Genomic DNA, 14,858 nt, shown 5'->3' on the forward strand with positions numbered 1-14,858 from the left:
GCGCCCCAACCCAGGCCGATCAACAGGGCGACGATGGCTAAGGTCAGGAGGATCCGCCGGGCTTTGCCGCGTTGGCCGTTGACAGTGTCTTCAGGAATGCCCTGAGGGGAGGGAGGTGCAGCAGACATCGAGGTCACTCCAGATTTATATCAGATGGAATAAATTCTATTTTTCGCGAATTTTTGTCAACTGGTATATTTTGGTCCGGTATTCGAAAGGAGCTGCACATGGCACGACATAAACCGGCCGCCGAAGGTGGTTACCAGCGTGGCGAAGAAACCCGGGCACGGATTGTCGAGGCGGCGATCGCGGTGTTTGGCGAGCGCGGCTACGACGGCGCCTCGACCCGTGACATCGCCACGGCGGCGGGCGTCAACGCGCCGGCGATCCAGTACTACTTTGACGGCAAGGAAGGCGTCTACCTGGCGTGTGTCGAGCATTTGATCGACCTGTTGTGGGGCAAGATGGGCGCCCCGGTCGAGGCCGCCGAAAACATCCTGGCCGACATCACTGCCAGCGACGAAGCGCTGATCGATGCGTCCTTGGGCATTTTGGGCACGGTGGTCTCGACCATCCAGGACAGCCCACAAACCAGCGCTATGCGCGCGTTTCTGGATCGCCACCAAGCCGGCTTATGCCCTGAGGTCGCGACGACAGCCTTTGAAGAACGTTTCAAGGCGCGGATCGGGCGGGTGATCCGGCAGTTGATCGCGCGTTTGTCGGGGTTCGCGCTGGAGGACGAGCGCACGGTGATCCACTCCATGGCGCTGTTCACCCAAGGCCTGGCCTTTCGCGTGCAAAAGCCCAAGCTGCTGGAGGCGCTGAAGTGGACCGAGGTCAACCAGAAGGAAATGGAATTGGTGCGTGACGTGGTGCTGATGCAGGCCCGGTTTACACTTGAAGGGCTGGTGACGCAGCGTGGCGCGAGTACTCGCACCGAGTGATACGTGACGTTTGATACCCGAACACGCCGCGAAAATCGGCCTGCCGTTGTGAAATGTTGTGAAGCCCCATGGAATGGCCCTTTGCCCATGCTAACGTCCGCGTCGGGGTATCGTCAGCACGACGATTCATTCGTTCCATTGAGGGAGCAGCGCCGATGTCTACTACCGTAACGCCCGCGGCCGGCGGGCCGAACACTGCGAAGTCTTCGCCTTCTTCGTTCGACGACAAGCTGAACATTGCCAAGTCCAGCAAGGTCATTGCCGACTATATGCGCCAGTCGGGCAAGTCGGCGATCACCAAACAAGAGCTGACTCAACTGGCCAACAACGCTTCGGGCAAGGTGCCCACGGATGTTTCCGACGCTGCCAAGTACATGGAGCGCCATCCTGATGTGTTCACAGCCATCGAAACCCACGACGTGGCCGGTGCCGACAACCTGTCTGGCGTGTGGAACTTCGACTGGGCGGCCAATGGCGGCCTGAAGGGCACGGCGACTGATGCGATCGCCAAAATGCAGGACACGTTTGACATGGCCATCGCCAAGTCGGCGCAGATCACTGAAATCAGTACCGCTAAAAAAGCCGAGCTGGACTCGACCAAGCAACGCCCGCAGAACTGAGTTCGCGGCGGGTCATTCGATGGCGTCATTTCCGGCCGCCGGTACGGGTATTCCCGTCGGCGCCGGCCTTTCTGTTTATGAGGTGTGTTCAGCGCAGATTCAAGCGAAGTGGGTGAGTATGCGCTATCAGCCCGCTTCCGGAGACGCCTTGATGCTTGTGATCGTTGCCTTGCTTGCCGTTGTGGCCCTGTGGGTCTGGTGGACTTACCCGCGGGTGGGCAACGTGCTGTTTGAACTGATTGCTCGGGTGGAAGCGTGGCGGTCTGGCGTGAAGGCCGTAACCGTGCCGATCAAAGGCATGACGCTGGCCACCTATCAGGGCGGTGATGCCCACGCGCCCGCGCTGTTGCTGCTGCACGGTTTCAGCGCCGACAAAGGTGTGTGGCTGGGCTTCGCCCGGCACTTCACGCCTGACTATCGTGTGATCATCCCGGACCTCGCCGGCCACGGTAAAAATGCCTTTGTAGCGGGCGGCGACTACAGCATCGACGCCCAGGCGCGGCGCATGGTGGCGTTGCTGGATGCCTGCCATCTCGACAAAGTGCACGTAATCGGCAGCTCCATGGGCGCCTACGTCGCCAGCTGGCTCGCCACTCACTACCCCGAGCGCGTGCTGTCGCTGGGCTTGATCGGTGCGGCAGGTGTGCACTTGCCGCAGCCCAATGAAGTGGAGGCATTGGTCAACAGCGGTGACAACCCGTTCCTGATCCGCAACCGTGCGCAGTTTGACCGCTTCTTCGGCATGACCATGGCCGCGCCACCGTTTATTCCCGAAGTGCTGCTGGCGGCTGAAGCGCAGAGTTATATCCAGCGGCGTGAGGAATTGACGGAGATTTTCGCCAACTTTTCCGACAGCCCGCGCATGGAGCCGTGGCTGCCGCAAGTGCGCGTGCCGAGCTTGATTCTGTGGGGCAGGGAAGACCGCATGGTGCCCGTCGCCAGCGCGCAGACCTGGCATCAGGGCATTCCCCACGCGCGCCTGGAAATTCTCGACGGCATCGGCCACCTGCCGATGGTCGAGAGCACTGAGCAAACCGCTGCACACTGCCGCGAGCTGCTTGAGCAGGCCAAAGTGTATGCGTCGATCCGCCCTTAGCTGTACGGGGCGGTTGACGCTGTAACCCACTACTGTCGCAGGCACACCACTTCTGTTCGGAAGCCGCGCCATGTTCATGTCCACCAGCCTGCTGTCAGCCTTTGTGCTGTTTGCCTTCGTGTCCTCGATTACCCCCGGCCCCAACAACACCCTGTTGCTGGCCTCGGGCGTGAACTTCGGGTTTCGCCGCTCCATGCCCCACGCGCTGGGAATCAGTATCGGGTTCATGGTGCTGGTGATAGCGGTGGGGTTGGGCCTGGGCGAAGTGTTCAAGGTGTTTCCCTGGGCCTACACCGTGCTGAGGTACGTGGGCGCGGCGTACTTGCTGTACCTGGCGTGGAAGATCGCGACGTCGAGCGGGATGTCCGATAGCAGTGAGGCACGCGGCAAACCGATGAGTTTCCTCGGCGCGGCGGCGTTCCAGTGGGTCAACCCCAAGGCCTGGATCATGGCGTTGGGCGCGATCACCACCTACACGCCAGCGGAAGGCTACGTGACCAATGTGCTGGTGATTGCCCTGGTGTTCGCCGTGGTCAACTTGCCCAGCGTGTGCGTGTGGGTGGGTTGCGGCAGTGGGCTGCGCAATGTGTTGCGCGAGCCGCGCTGGCTGCGGCTGTTCAACGGGGTCATGGCCGGGATGCTGGTGCTGTCGTTGTACCCGATGCTGTCTGCCGGCTGACATAGCCGCGTGCCGCCATTGACCGCCTTTGACGCGCTGCGGCATGCTCGCCGCTCTGTGTCAGGCCTGCTACGGGATGTTGCGGCACGAAGCGATTGAACGGGCGTCGAGTTCGCAGTATCGCTTCACCATCTTCCTATGAGATACCCGAGCGTGAAGCGTCCTCTCTGCCTTGCTGTGCTCATGGCGACGTCCGTCGCCACGGCCTATGCCAACGATCATTCCGACAATTCGGTCGGCATCCGCGCCATTGAATCCACCTACCACCAGCTGCTCACCGAACTGGACCACAGCCGTGGCGCCCGCCCGGATGGCGACACGCGCCAACGCATCACCACCGCAGCGCAGGCCTTCCAAGGTGCGATGCAGCGTGACGGGGGCGCGCGTGACAACCTCAATACCGATGTGAAAAATATCGTCGCGTCCCTGGGTGACGGCAGCTACAGCGCCGACGGCAGCCTTCGCGCGTTGCAACGTGACGCCAAGGGCAGCGTGATCGACGCCGCGCCGTGGAAGCCAGCGTTGGCCGGTACGCCCATTGGCCAGCCGTTCGGCACCCACTTGAACCAGACCAGCGAAGGCGACTGCGTGGGGATCTCGGTGGTTCGTGCGTTTTCCAATACCCAGAAAGGCACCGAGATACTGCAACGTGGCGTCACCCAAAACCCTGATGGCAGCTTCAACGTCAGCTTGCCGGGCGCCTCCGGGGCGGTGTTCCATTTGCAAGCCTCGGACCTCGACCAATACGGTAAGGGCGACGCACCGGCGGCGGCTGTGGTGGGGGCGATGTTCCAGTATTTCCACCTCGACCCGGCCAAGGGCTCGTTGCCGACCAACAAGGTCATGGAGCTGCTGGCCGGTGAGTACGGTGACCATCAGCGCCTGGCCGATGCGCACAGTTCAGCCCAGGACATCAGCCAGTTTCTGCTGAGCCACGCCAGCGTCGTCGGCAGCCGCGCCGCCATCGTGTTTGGCGGCAAGCCCGCGCGCAATGGCGATTGGTCCAAGGGCGACGGGCATGCCTTCGCAATCATCCACATCGACCCGGCAAGCGGCCTGCTCAGCTACACCAACCCCTGGAACGAGGGCAAACAGGTGCGCACCATCGCGATCAACGACCTCGCCGCCCAAGCGGCGGGCACCGGGGCGGATTTTGAAATGGTGCTGTTTCGCTGAAAAAGTCAGACCGGCGAGATGGTCGCCAACAGGCCGATACCGATGGTCAGCACCAAAAAGCCGAACAGGAAAAGTGCCATCTTGGTCATAAGGCCTCCGAAGGGAAGGGGGCGGCAGGAACCTTCCTGCCGCGCTCGACAAGGGTGTCGGGAATGGGCTTATTGTCCGCCGATGGCAGATTTCGATACAGACGCAGATGGCAAAGAAAAAACCGTATCAGATGCGCTTGTACCGGCTGAGCGGCGGGGTTGGGCGAGAGCGGTCTTTATGAAGATCAGCGCTGAACCCATGGTGCTGCGCGCCTGGCGTTACGCCTTAATGTAACCTTCATGGGCACGCGTGAATGTTTCAGAAAATTACCCTGGCCTGTGTGGAGGATGTATGCACCGCTGGTTGAGCAAATACCGTTACGCCGTGATTTTCTGGCTGTGTTTTGGTGTGTTCCGCACGTCCCTGGCCGACTGGAACCCCATTCCCTCCGGTTCCATGCGCCCGACGCTGGTCGAGGGCGATGTGGTGCTGGTCAATCGGGTGGCGTACGACCTCAAGGTTCCCCTCACCGACATTTCGCTGCTCAAGCTGGATAACCCGCAGAGGGGCGATGTGGTCACGTTTACCTCGCCTCAGGATGGGGTGCGCTTGATCAAACGTATCGTCGGCATTCCTGGCGATACGCTGGAGCTGAAAAACGAGGTGCTGTGGGTCAATGGCACGCCGGCCACCTACACAGATGCACAGGATATCCGCGAGCCGTTTGTTGCCGGGCAAACCATTCCTGGAATCAAGCTCACCGAACGTGCGAGCACCCGCCAGCGCACGGTGCAGTTCATGCCGCAGGTGCGCGCGCTGCGCGATTTCGGCCCGGTGGTGGTGCCTGCCGACAACTACTTCATGCTGGGCGACAACCGCGATAACAGCGCCGATTCGCGCTACATCGGCTTTGTGCCCCGCCGGCTGCTGATCGGGCGCGCTCACCATATTCTCGCGTCTGCGCAGATCCTGGATAACTGGATGCCACGTTTTCGCCGTTTTGGTACACCGATCCTCTAAGATGGCGCCCACTGCATCAACAATAAAAGTGGGCTGACCCTCGATGGAAAGACGCCAGTTCAGCGGTGGTATGCAAGGCAAGAACCTGCGCTACCTGAATGACAACCTCCAACAGCCGGCGCCGGCCACCCGCGTCGGCTTCTTGCTGCTCGAACACTTTTCCCTGCCGGCCTTCACCCAGACCCTCGATACCCTGATCACCGCCAACCTGCTGCGCCCTGACGTGTTTGCCACGCGCACGTTCGGTTGCGACGAGGGCGAAGTCATCAGTGACCTGGGTTTGGTGATCCGCCCCGATGCGCGCCTCGATCAGTCGGTGCTGCAGGACCTGGACTTGCTGGTGATCTGCGGCGGTTTTCGCACTGAACTCAAAGCCGGCGAGGCGCTCATTCAGCTGCTGCGCACTGCCGCCGAGCACGGCATCAACCTCGCCGGGATATGGAACGGCTCCTGGTTCCTGGGGCGCGCCGGCCTGTTGCAGGGCTACCGCTGCGCCATCCACCCGGAACATCGCCCGGCGCTGGCGGAAGTCGCCAAAGCTGCGCAGGTGACCAGCGAACCCTATGTGATCGACCGCGACCGCCTCACCGCCTCAAGCCCCTCCGGCGCCTTCCACATGGCCCTGGACTGGATCAAGAGCCTGCATGGCAAGGCGTTGGTCGAAGGCATCGAAGACATCCTTTCTTTCGAAGAGTCCCGCTACCGGCGCATCAAACCCACGGAAAACGTCTGCGTCAGCGCACCGTTGCGTGAGGTGGTGAAACTGATGGACGCCAACCTCGAAGAACCGCTGGAACTCGACCAGTTGGCTGTTTACGCAGGCCGCTCCCGCCGCCAGCTGGAACGGTTGTTCAAGGAACAATTGGGCACCACACCGCAGCGCTATTACATGGAATTGCGCGTGACCGAGGCACGCCGCCTGTTGCAGCACACCGAACTGTCCCAGGTGGATGTGCTGGTGGCATGCGGGTTTGTCTCGCCGAGTCATTTCAGCAAGTGTTACAGCGCGTATTTCGGATATCGCCCCTCCAAGGAAAAGCGTCTGGTGAAGTAGCATGGCGTGCACTTACCTTTGAAGGGGGTTAATCAAGGAATGCCGATGCCTATTACACTTCAAGACCGTTACCGTGGCAGCCTGCTGGGCCTGGCCTGCGGCGATGCCGTGGGCACAACCGTTGAGTTCATGCCGCGCGGCACGTTTGCCCCGGTCACCGACATGCTCGGTGGCGGGCCTTTCCAGCTCAAGCCTGGCCAATGGACCGATGACACGTCCATGGCGCTTTGCCTCGCCGAGAGCCTGCTTAACAAACACGGCTTTGATGCAGCAGACCAGATGGCGCGCTACCTGAACTGGTGGAAGTGGGGGTACCTGAGCTCGACCGGTGAATGCTTTGATATCGGGATGACTGTTCGTGAGGCACTGGCGCTGTTTCAGGAGAGTGGCAACCCGTTCTCCGGGTCTACCGACCCGTATTCCGCCGGTAATGGCTCGATGATGCGTCTGGCGCCTGTGGTGCTGTTCTATTTTCCCGACCGGGAAAACATCCGTCAGTTTGCTGTTGAAAGCTCACGTACCACTCACGCCGCTCAGGAGGCGATCGACTGTTGCGTGGTTCTGGCGCACGCCCTCGGAAATGCATTGAATGGCGCCGCCAAAGAGCAGGTATTGCACTTCCCTGACGTAACGCTGGCTTCGCCGAGCGTCGCGGCCATTGCGCAGGGCGAATACCGAAGTAAATCGAGGGCTGAAATCCGTGGCTCAGGGTATTCGGTCGCATCCCTGGAAGCCGCGTTCTGGTGCTTCCACCACACCCACAGTTTTGAGGAAGCGGTATTGGTCGCCGCGAACCTGGGGGATGATGCCGATACCACTGCCGCCATCGTCGGGCAATTAGCCGGTGCGCATTACGCCGTGCAGGGCATTCCCCTGGGTTGGCTTGGCAAGCTCTGGATGCGCGACGAGATTGAAGCAATGGCAGATGCTGTGTTGGGAATGGCTCAAGCCGGACAGTAAAAGCCCGCACGCGGCGGGCTTTTTCAGAATCGGTCCAGCCTGTAAGGCGCGAGCGCGGGCAGTTCTGATGGCGATGCAGCAGGTGCAAGCATGCGCACTACCATTTCCGCCGTCACCGCCGCCTGCGTCAACCCCAGGTGCTGATGCCCGAAGGCGAGTAACACCTTGCCCTCGCACACTTGATCAATGATCGGCAGCGAGTCCGGCAATGACGGGCGAAAACCCATCCAGGGCGTGGCGTCCTGCGCATTCAGGTCCTGACGAAACAAGCCCTGGCTCAACCGGTGCAATTGCCAGGCGCGCGCCATGTTTGCCGGGCGCTTCAGCCCGGCGAACTCGACCGTGCCGGCCAGGCGCAGGCCACCCGTCATCGGCGTCATGATGAACTTGCGCTCCAGCGAGGTGACGGCAAACGGCAGCCGACCCTGTTCGTGGGGCAGCATCAGGTGGTAGCCACGCTCGGTGTCGAGCGGGACTTTTTTGCCGGTCAGTGCGGCGGTGAGTGCGGCGGAATGGGCACCGCAGGCAATCAGCACCTGGCGTGCCGTGAAAACACCCTGGTCCGTCATCAGCGAGACGCCACCTTCCTCCACGCGCCCATCCAGCACGCGCTGCTGAATAAATGCCACGCCATGGGCCTTGGCGGCGTCAACCAGCTCGCCCATCACCTGGTTCAGGTCGATAAAGTGCCCGGTGCCGGGGAAGAACAATCCGCCCTGGATCGCGTCGCTCAATTGAGGCGCAACCTCGCGCACCGCGTCTGCTGTCCAGAACGCCACCGGCACGTTTTGCGCTTGCATCCGTTGCTGTAACGCCTCAATGGCTTCGCGCGACTTGGCGCGCTCAAACACCAGCAGCGAACCCTCTTCACGCAATAAATGCGGCCGCTCAATTGTCTGCAGCAGGCGCTGCCACGCGCTCAAGCTGGCCTCATTCAGCGCGCGGATGCCCGTCACCGTACGCCGGTAGGGGGCCGGGCGCAGGTTAAGCAGCAGGCGTACAAACCAGGGCAGGGCGCGGGGCAGGTATTTCCAGTCCAGGCGCAACGGGCCCATGGGGTCCAGCAGCATGCCGGGCAGGCGTTTTAGGATTGACGCGTCGGCAATCGGAAACACCTGCTCGGTCGCGAGGTGTCCGGCATTGCCATAGGAGGCGCCCATGCCGGGCGCCTGTGGGTCGATGACGACCACGCGCTTGCCCTGACGCGCCAGTTGCAGCGCGCAGGCGACGCCGATGATGCCGGCGCCGACAACGGCGATGTCCACAGGGTTGGAGTCGGCCATCGGCTACGCCTCTCTCTGGCCGTTAAGCAAGCGCCGCAACAGCTGCGGGTTGCCGTGTTGCAGGGCGTCCGGCAGCAAGGTGTCCGGGAAGTCCTGGTAGCACACCGGGCGCAGGAAACGCAGGATCGCTGCGGTGCCGACCGATGTGCTACGTGAGTCGGAGGTGGCAGGGAAGGGGCCGCCATGCACCATGGCGTCGCACACTTCCACCCCGGTCGGCCAGCCATTGACCAGCAGGCGCCCGGCCTTGCGTTCAAGCACGGGGAGCAGTGCTTTGGCGCGTGTCAGGTCAGCCTCATCCAGGTGCAGGGTGGCCGTGAGCTGGCCTTCCAGATGCTCGGACACCTGGCGGACTTCATCGTCATTGGCGCACACCACCACCAGCGACGCAGCGCCGAATACTTCCGCCTGTAAGGCGGGGTTGTTCAGGAATGCATCCGCCTGCGTGATGAACAGGTGAGCGCGGCCTCTGTTGGGACCTTCCGGCGCCATCCCTTGCGCGGCGACGTTGGCATGCCTGGTCAGCTCGGCAACACCCGTCTCGTAGGCGTTGAAAATACCGGGCGTGAGCATGGTCTGGGCTGCGCAGCGCGGGAGCAACTCGCTGGCAGTGCTGATAAAGCGATCCAGTGCCGTGCCCGCGATGGCAACCACCAGGCCTGGGTTGGTGCAAAACTGCCCGGCGCCTTGGGTCAGTGAGGTCACAAAGCCCAGGGCCAGCCCTTCTGCTCGGGCTTGGAGCGCGGCGGGGAATAGATAAGCCGGGTTGATCGAGCTCATTTCCGCGTACACCGGAATCGGTTCCGGCCGCGCCTGCGCGGCCTGAGCCAGCGCCAGGCCGCCGCTGCGTGAGCCGGTAAAACCGACGGCCTTGATGCGCGGGTCGGTCACCAAGGCGATACCGACGTCGCGACCTGAGCCGTAGAGCAGCGAAAACACACCTTCCGGCAGCCCACAGTGTTTAACCGCCTGGGCCACCGCACGGCCTACCATTTCGCTGGTGCCCGGATGCGCGCCGTGGGCCTTGACGATCACCGGGCAGCCGGCCGCCAGGGCTGACGCGGTATCGCCGCCGGCCACCGAGAATGCCAAAGGGAAATTGCTTGCACCGAATACCGCGACCGGCCCAAGGGCAATGTGCCGTTGACGCAGGTCCGCGCGGGGCAAAGGCTGACGCTGTGGTTGCGCGGTGTCCACGCGCACATCCAGCCATTCACCGGCACGCACCGTGCGGGCGAAGGTGCGTAACTGCCCGCAGGTGCGACCGCGTTCGCCTTGAATGCGTGCGTGCGGCAGGCCGGTTTCGGCCACGGCGCGGTCGGTCAACTCATCGCCCAAGGCTTCTATGGCGTCGGCAATGGCCTCCAGAAAACTTGCGCGAATGGCCAGGGAGGTTTCGCGGTAACTGTCGAACGCCGCCCAGGCCAAGGCGCACGCCTGTTCGACGTGTGCTCGGTTGCCGCCGTGGTAGGCGGGCTCCATGGGTGTATCGGTGGCGGGATTGATCGCCCGGACCGCTTCGCGATCGCCGGCAATGGCTTGCTGACCGATCAGCATCTTGCCCGTCAAAATCATAAGGTTCGTCCTGGAAAAAGAGGGTGGGCCGCCGTGAGCACCACAGCGGCGCGCAGGGTCAGGCGACGTTCTGTTCAGCCGACCAAGTGGCGTACCACTGGCGAAACAGCGCGTACTGGTGTTCGGCATAGCGGCGCTGGGCATCGCTGAGCACGTCGGTGTCATTGAAGTGCAGGGCATAACCCGGGTCGCCGTTGAGCACCATCAGGTGCTTGTAATACAGCACCAGGTCGCAGCCTTCATCGAACGAAGACAGCACCGCCAATGCAGCTTCCAGCTCGCGAGCCTGGCGCCGGGCCTTGGCATCGCCCTTGGCGGCTTTTTTGCTCAGGGCCACCAGGTGCAGCACCTCGCGCGGCAAGGCGTTGCCGATACCGGTGATGGCGCCGGTGGCGTTGCAGTTGACGAAGCCGTGGACTACTTGGGTGTCGACGCCGACCATCAGGGTCACGTTATCGTCCTGGGAGGTGATGTTTTCCGCCGCGTAGCGCAGGTCGGCAGCGCCGCCGAATTCTTTGAAGCCGATGAGGTTCGGGTGCTCACGGCGCAGGTCGAAGAACAGGTCGGCACGCGTGGCGAAGCCGTAGTACGGGCTGTTGTAGATAACGGCCGGCAGGTGTGGCGCGGCCTTGAGGATTGCCGAGAAGTGGGCCTTTTGCGCGGTGGCCGAGGCGCCACGGGACAGCACGCGTGGAATCACCATCAAGCCATGAGCACCGACCTTGGCGGCGTGAGCCGCATGGGCCACGGCCTCACGGCTGTTCACCGCGCCGGTGCCGACGATGGTCGGTACGCCAGCAGCGACCAAGCGGGCCACGCCTTCCTGGCGCTGGGCTTCGGTCAGCAACGGCCAGTCGCCCATGGAGCCGCAGTACACAACGGCGCTCATGCCGATATCGATCAATTCGCGGCCTTTGGCGACCAGCGCGTCGAAATCCGGCGTGCGCTCTGGGGTGCACGGGGTCATCAGCGCGGGGATGCAACCGGTGAAGATGTTGTCGCTCATTGTTCCAACTCCATTCTTTTTGAATAAAACGAGGCTCAGATGCCCCAGGCGAAAGGGTCCTGCTCGTCGATCAGCAGCGTGCTGTCGGCGGTCATGTAGGCGCGGCCCGTGATGAACGGGCTGACATGTTCGCCGTCCCATTCAAAGCGGCCTTCGAATTGGCTGCCAGTAATGCTGGCTTGCACCCAGCGCTCACCGGGCTGGAGTTTTCCATCGGCGGCCAGGCACGCGAGTTTGGCGCTGGTGCCGGTGCCGCACGGCGAGCGGTCGTAGGCCTTGCCGGGGCACATCACAAAGTTGCGGCTGTCGGCATGAGCGTCGTCGGCGAACAGTTCGATATGGTCGATCAGCGCGCCGTCCGCGCCATGAATGCCTTGGTTTTCCAGGGCCTTGAGCATCGCCCAGGTGTAGTCGGTGAGGGTGTCGACGTTATCCATGTGCAAGGCCTGGCCGTGGTCCGACACCAGGAAAAACCAGTTGCCGCCCCAGGCGATGTCGCCGTAGACCACGCCATGGCCAGGCACCTCCACCGGCACCTGTTGGCGATGGCGGTAGGCGGGCACATTGCGCAGGGTCACGGCGCCGTCTTCGTGCAGGGTGGCGGCAACCGGGCCGACTGGCGTATCGATGGTGTGCACGCCGGGCGCGATTCGGCCCAGGTAATGCAACGACGCCACCAGGCCGAGAGTGCCGTGGCCGCACATGCCCAGGTAACCGGCATTATTGAAGAAGATCACCCCGCAGGTGGCGCCCGGCGTGACCGGTTCGCAGTACAGCGCACCGACCAGCACGTTGTTGCCGCGCGGTTCCAGCAGGCAGGCGCGGCGCCATTGGTCGTGCTCGGTGCGCAGGGTGTGCAGTTTGTCGGCGATGGTATTGCCGGCCAGTTCAGGGAAACCGTCCAGCACCAGGCGGGTCGGCTCGCCGCCGGTATGGGAGTCGATTACGTGCAGTCGTTTCATGGAACGCTCCATCAAAGGGTAGCCGGGGACAGCGGGGCGCTGGGGTGAGCTTCATTGACGACTTCGCTTTCGTCGTCTTCGTGTTCCAGGCGTACCAGATGCGCTGGCACGCCAGTGGCGGCGCCCCAGTAATAAATACCCAGGGCGCAAGCGGCGACCACCAGGGTGTCAAACGGGTGGCTGATCACGCCGATGCCGCCGAAACTGCCGAGCTTGGAGAGCAAAATAGTCACCGCGTAAAAGCCGATCAGCCAGGCCGAGGAGCGCACTTGTTGCTTGATATTCAGGTGCGCAGTCGGCACCCAGCGGGCGCACAGCAGGTACACCGCAAACATCAGAATTTGCAGGCCGAGCAGCCACGACACGGTGCTCCAGCCGGACCAATACACGATCAGCGCGGCGATGATGAATGACAGCGGGCCGAGCACCGCCATGCCCTTGACCCTGAACGGTCGCACCATGCCCGGCGCATTGCGGCGCAGCGCGGCGACGGTCACCGGGGCGACGGCGTAACTGAGGATCAGCGCGGCAGAAACCACATTGATCAGCGCTTCCCAGGACGGGAATGGCAGGGTCCAGAACACCGACAAACCGAAGGTCAACCACAGCGCCGGGCGCGGGATGCCGGACTTCTCATCAATGCGCGTGAAAATCTTGAAAAACGTACCGGTCTGCGCCCAGCCGTACACCACACGCGGGGTGGCGTTCATGTAGATATTGCCGCAGCCGCTGGGGGAGATCACCGCGTCGGCCACCACCAGGTACGCCAGCCAACCCACGCCCAACGCCAAGGCGATATCGCGATACGGCAGCGCCAGTTCCTTGCTGATTCCGGCCCAGCCGTTGGCGAGCATCTCGGTCGGTACGCCGCCGAGGAACGCGGTTTGCAGCAGCACATAGATCGCCGTGGACAGCAGCACCGACAGGATCAAGGCAATCGGAATCGTGCGTTGCGGGTTCTTCACTTCACTGGCCACCGAGATGATCGGCGTCAGCCCCAGGTAGGCAAAAATCACCCCGCCGGCCGACACCGCCATCTCGATGCCCGACATCCCGAACGGCGCAAAACCCTGCACCTGAAAGTTCTCCGGCTTGAAGAAGGTGAACAGCACGCCAATCACCAGCAATGGCACGATGAACTTGAACACGCTGACCAGGTTATTGGCGATGGCGAAGGTTTTTACGCTGCGGTAATTGAGCATGAAAAACACGCAGAGCAGCGCAAATTGCATCAGCCAACCCAGGGTCGTCGGGTCGCTGGAGCCGACCTTGGTCAGTTGGGGAAACCACGCCGCTGCGTATTGGCGCGAGGCCACGACTTCAATCGCCACCAAGCTGGAAAACGCGATCAGCGTGATAAAGCCCATCAGGTAGCCGAGCAGCGGGCCATGGGAATACACCGGGTAACGCACCACGCCACCGGCGCGGGGCAGGGCGGCGCCCAGTTCGCAGTACACAATGCCGAGCAACAACACGGCGAAACCGCCGATCAGCCAGGAAATAATCCCCGCCGGGCCTGCGATTGCAGACACATGGCTGGCCGCAAACAACCAGCCCGAACCGAAGATGGCGCCCAACCCGATAAAGGTCAGGTCCATCAGTGAAAGTTGTTTCTTGAACTTGCCTTGAGCAGACATGGCGGCGCCTTCTTGTGAGTTATTGGATAGGCATGCAGTGGCGCTATCGTGAACCCATCAAGCCGGTGGCGATTGATGTTTTGCGTTTGTGTGGATGACGAATTCAGCACAATTTGCCACGCTCGACAGGGCCGCGGGCATGGGGCAATCTGCTCGGCGTCGAGCGTCGAAACGGGGGATTCGAGTCATGTTGCAGAGCACGTTTGCAAGCCTTTGCCAGGGGAGTGAGGCCAGTCGCCCCCAGAGCATCGAGCAACTGATGGCCGGGGTTGCGCAGCTGTTGCCGATGCTGGATGTGATCCCCAATGCGGCGATTTTTATCAAGGACATCGACGCCCCTTACGTCCTCGCCAATCGCACGCTGGTGCAGCGCTGTGGCCTCAAGCAACTGCAACCGTTGTTGGGCAAGACCAGCGCCGAGGTGTTCCCGGCGCAACTGGGCCCCGGTTATACCGAGCAGGACCGGCGCGTGCTGGAGCAGGGGTTTGTGCTGGAGGATCAGCTCGAATTGCACCTCTATGGCACCCGTGAACCGGGGTGGTGCCTGACCCATAAGTGGCCGTTGTATAACCATCTCGGCGCGATCATCGGCTTGGCGGGCATCTCGGTCGACTTGCAATCGGCCAGCGAAACGCACCCGGCGTATCAGCGCCTGGCGGCGGTGGATGAATACATTCGTGCGCATTTCAACCGGCGTGTCAGGCTCGGCGAGTTGACGCGTATTGCCGGGATTTCGGTGGCGCAACTGGAGCGCTACTGCAAACGCGTGTTTCACCTGACGCCTCGGCAGATGATCCAGAAAGTGCGCCTGGAGCA

Annotated in this window: 14 protein-coding genes; 9 read left to right on the forward strand and 5 right to left on the reverse strand. The window is 62.3% G+C overall.

Going from position 1 to position 14,858, the window contains the following annotated elements; translation table 11 throughout:
- Positions 1–227 precede the first annotated feature (227 nt).
- From WBB95_RS24460 to WBB95_RS24495, 8 genes are all read left to right on the forward strand, one after another.
- Positions 228–944, forward strand: coding sequence for a CerR family C-terminal domain-containing protein (locus WBB95_RS24460; protein WP_424489902.1), 717 nt, complete (start codon positions 228–230; stop codon positions 942–944).
- 155 nt (positions 945–1,099) lie between these two features.
- Complete coding sequence (locus WBB95_RS24465) at positions 1,100–1,564, forward strand: hypothetical protein (RefSeq protein ID WP_424489915.1); 465 nt, start codon at positions 1,100–1,102, stop codon at positions 1,562–1,564.
- A 151-nt stretch (positions 1,565–1,715) separates the two neighbouring features.
- Complete coding sequence (locus tag WBB95_RS24470) at positions 1,716–2,660, forward strand: alpha/beta fold hydrolase (RefSeq protein ID WP_424489903.1); 945 nt, start codon at positions 1,716–1,718, stop codon at positions 2,658–2,660.
- 70 nt (positions 2,661–2,730) lie between these two features.
- Positions 2,731–3,339, forward strand: a complete 609-nt coding sequence (locus tag WBB95_RS24475; protein WP_424489904.1) for a LysE family translocator — start codon at positions 2,731–2,733, stop codon at positions 3,337–3,339.
- Positions 3,340–3,522: 183 nt separating this feature from the next.
- Positions 3,523–4,515, forward strand: a complete 993-nt coding sequence (locus WBB95_RS24480; protein WP_424489905.1) for a hypothetical protein — start codon at positions 3,523–3,525, stop codon at positions 4,513–4,515.
- Between the two features lie 381 nt (positions 4,516–4,896).
- The gene (gene lepB / locus WBB95_RS24485; protein ID WP_424489906.1) at positions 4,897–5,565 is read left to right on the forward strand and encodes a signal peptidase I; all 669 of its coding nucleotides are present in this window, start codon (positions 4,897–4,899) and stop codon (positions 5,563–5,565) included.
- Positions 5,566–5,635: 70 nt separating this feature from the next.
- Positions 5,636–6,619: a GlxA family transcriptional regulator gene (locus WBB95_RS24490; protein WP_424489914.1), complete on the forward strand. Its 984-nt coding sequence runs from the start codon at positions 5,636–5,638 to the stop codon at positions 6,617–6,619.
- 45 nt (positions 6,620–6,664) lie between these two features.
- The gene (locus WBB95_RS24495) at positions 6,665–7,579 is read left to right on the forward strand and encodes an ADP-ribosylglycohydrolase family protein (RefSeq protein ID WP_424489907.1); all 915 of its coding nucleotides are present in this window, start codon (positions 6,665–6,667) and stop codon (positions 7,577–7,579) included.
- Positions 7,580–7,602: 23 nt separating this feature from the next.
- On the opposite strand, the gene WBB95_RS24500 is transcribed toward WBB95_RS24495, so the two are convergent.
- Genes WBB95_RS24500 through WBB95_RS24520 form a run of 5 tightly spaced genes read right to left on the reverse strand, consistent with a single transcriptional unit; the run spans position 7,603 to position 14,042 of the window.
- Positions 7,603–8,862 carry an NAD(P)/FAD-dependent oxidoreductase gene (locus WBB95_RS24500; RefSeq protein ID WP_424489908.1) on the reverse strand — a complete coding sequence of 420 codons (1,260 nt, stop codon included), beginning with the start codon at positions 8,860–8,862 and terminating at the stop codon, positions 7,603–7,605.
- 3 nt (positions 8,863–8,865) lie between these two features.
- Positions 8,866–10,437 (reverse strand): aldehyde dehydrogenase (NADP(+)), encoded by a 1,572-nt coding sequence (locus WBB95_RS24505; protein ID WP_424489909.1) that lies wholly within the window; start codon positions 10,435–10,437, stop codon positions 8,866–8,868.
- 58 nt (positions 10,438–10,495) lie between these two features.
- Positions 10,496–11,443, reverse strand: coding sequence for a dihydrodipicolinate synthase family protein (locus WBB95_RS24510; RefSeq protein WP_424489910.1), 948 nt, complete (start codon positions 11,441–11,443; stop codon positions 10,496–10,498).
- Positions 11,444–11,478: 35 nt separating this feature from the next.
- Positions 11,479–12,405 carry a 4-hydroxyproline epimerase gene (locus WBB95_RS24515; RefSeq protein ID WP_424489911.1) on the reverse strand — a complete coding sequence of 309 codons (927 nt, stop codon included), beginning with the start codon at positions 12,403–12,405 and terminating at the stop codon, positions 11,479–11,481.
- A gap of 11 nt (positions 12,406–12,416) precedes the next feature.
- Positions 12,417–14,042, reverse strand: a complete 1,626-nt coding sequence (locus tag WBB95_RS24520; protein ID WP_424489912.1) for an APC family permease — start codon at positions 14,040–14,042, stop codon at positions 12,417–12,419.
- A 187-nt stretch (positions 14,043–14,229) separates the two neighbouring features.
- Here WBB95_RS24520 and WBB95_RS24525 point away from each other — a divergent pair.
- Positions 14,230–14,858 (forward strand): PAS domain-containing protein (locus WBB95_RS24525; protein ID WP_424489913.1); only part of this gene is annotated, 629 nt, incomplete at its 3' end.

Origin of the sequence: Pseudomonas sp. (assembly GCF_049645325.1) — a bacterium.
GTDB lineage: Bacteria > Pseudomonadota > Gammaproteobacteria > Pseudomonadales > Pseudomonadaceae > Aquipseudomonas.

Excerpts from the sequence above, each read along its gene's own strand:
- WBB95_RS24460 (WP_424489902.1), top strand. The coding sequence starts at position 228 with ATGGCACGACATAAACCGGCCGCCGAAGGTGGTTACCAGCGTGGCGAA.
- WBB95_RS24465 (WP_424489915.1), top strand. The coding sequence starts at position 1,100 with ATGTCTACTACCGTAACGCCCGCGGCCGGCGGGCCGAACACTGCGAAG.
- WBB95_RS24470 (WP_424489903.1), top strand. The coding sequence starts at position 1,716 with ATGCTTGTGATCGTTGCCTTGCTTGCCGTTGTGGCCCTGTGGGTCTGG.
- WBB95_RS24475 (WP_424489904.1), top strand. The coding sequence starts at position 2,731 with ATGTTCATGTCCACCAGCCTGCTGTCAGCCTTTGTGCTGTTTGCCTTC.
- WBB95_RS24480 (WP_424489905.1), top strand. The coding sequence starts at position 3,523 with ATGGCGACGTCCGTCGCCACGGCCTATGCCAACGATCATTCCGACAAT.
- lepB (WP_424489906.1), top strand. The coding sequence starts at position 4,897 with ATGCACCGCTGGTTGAGCAAATACCGTTACGCCGTGATTTTCTGGCTG.
- WBB95_RS24490 (WP_424489914.1), top strand. The coding sequence starts at position 5,636 with ATGCAAGGCAAGAACCTGCGCTACCTGAATGACAACCTCCAACAGCCG.
- WBB95_RS24495 (WP_424489907.1), top strand. The coding sequence starts at position 6,665 with ATGCCTATTACACTTCAAGACCGTTACCGTGGCAGCCTGCTGGGCCTG.
- WBB95_RS24500 (WP_424489908.1), bottom strand. The coding sequence starts at position 8,862 with ATGGCCGACTCCAACCCTGTGGACATCGCCGTTGTCGGCGCCGGCATC.
- WBB95_RS24505 (WP_424489909.1), bottom strand. The coding sequence starts at position 10,437 with ATGATTTTGACGGGCAAGATGCTGATCGGTCAGCAAGCCATTGCCGGC.
- WBB95_RS24510 (WP_424489910.1), bottom strand. The coding sequence starts at position 11,443 with ATGAGCGACAACATCTTCACCGGTTGCATCCCCGCGCTGATGACCCCG.
- WBB95_RS24515 (WP_424489911.1), bottom strand. The coding sequence starts at position 12,405 with ATGAAACGACTGCACGTAATCGACTCCCATACCGGCGGCGAGCCGACC.
- WBB95_RS24520 (WP_424489912.1), bottom strand. The coding sequence starts at position 14,042 with ATGTCTGCTCAAGGCAAGTTCAAGAAACAACTTTCACTGATGGACCTG.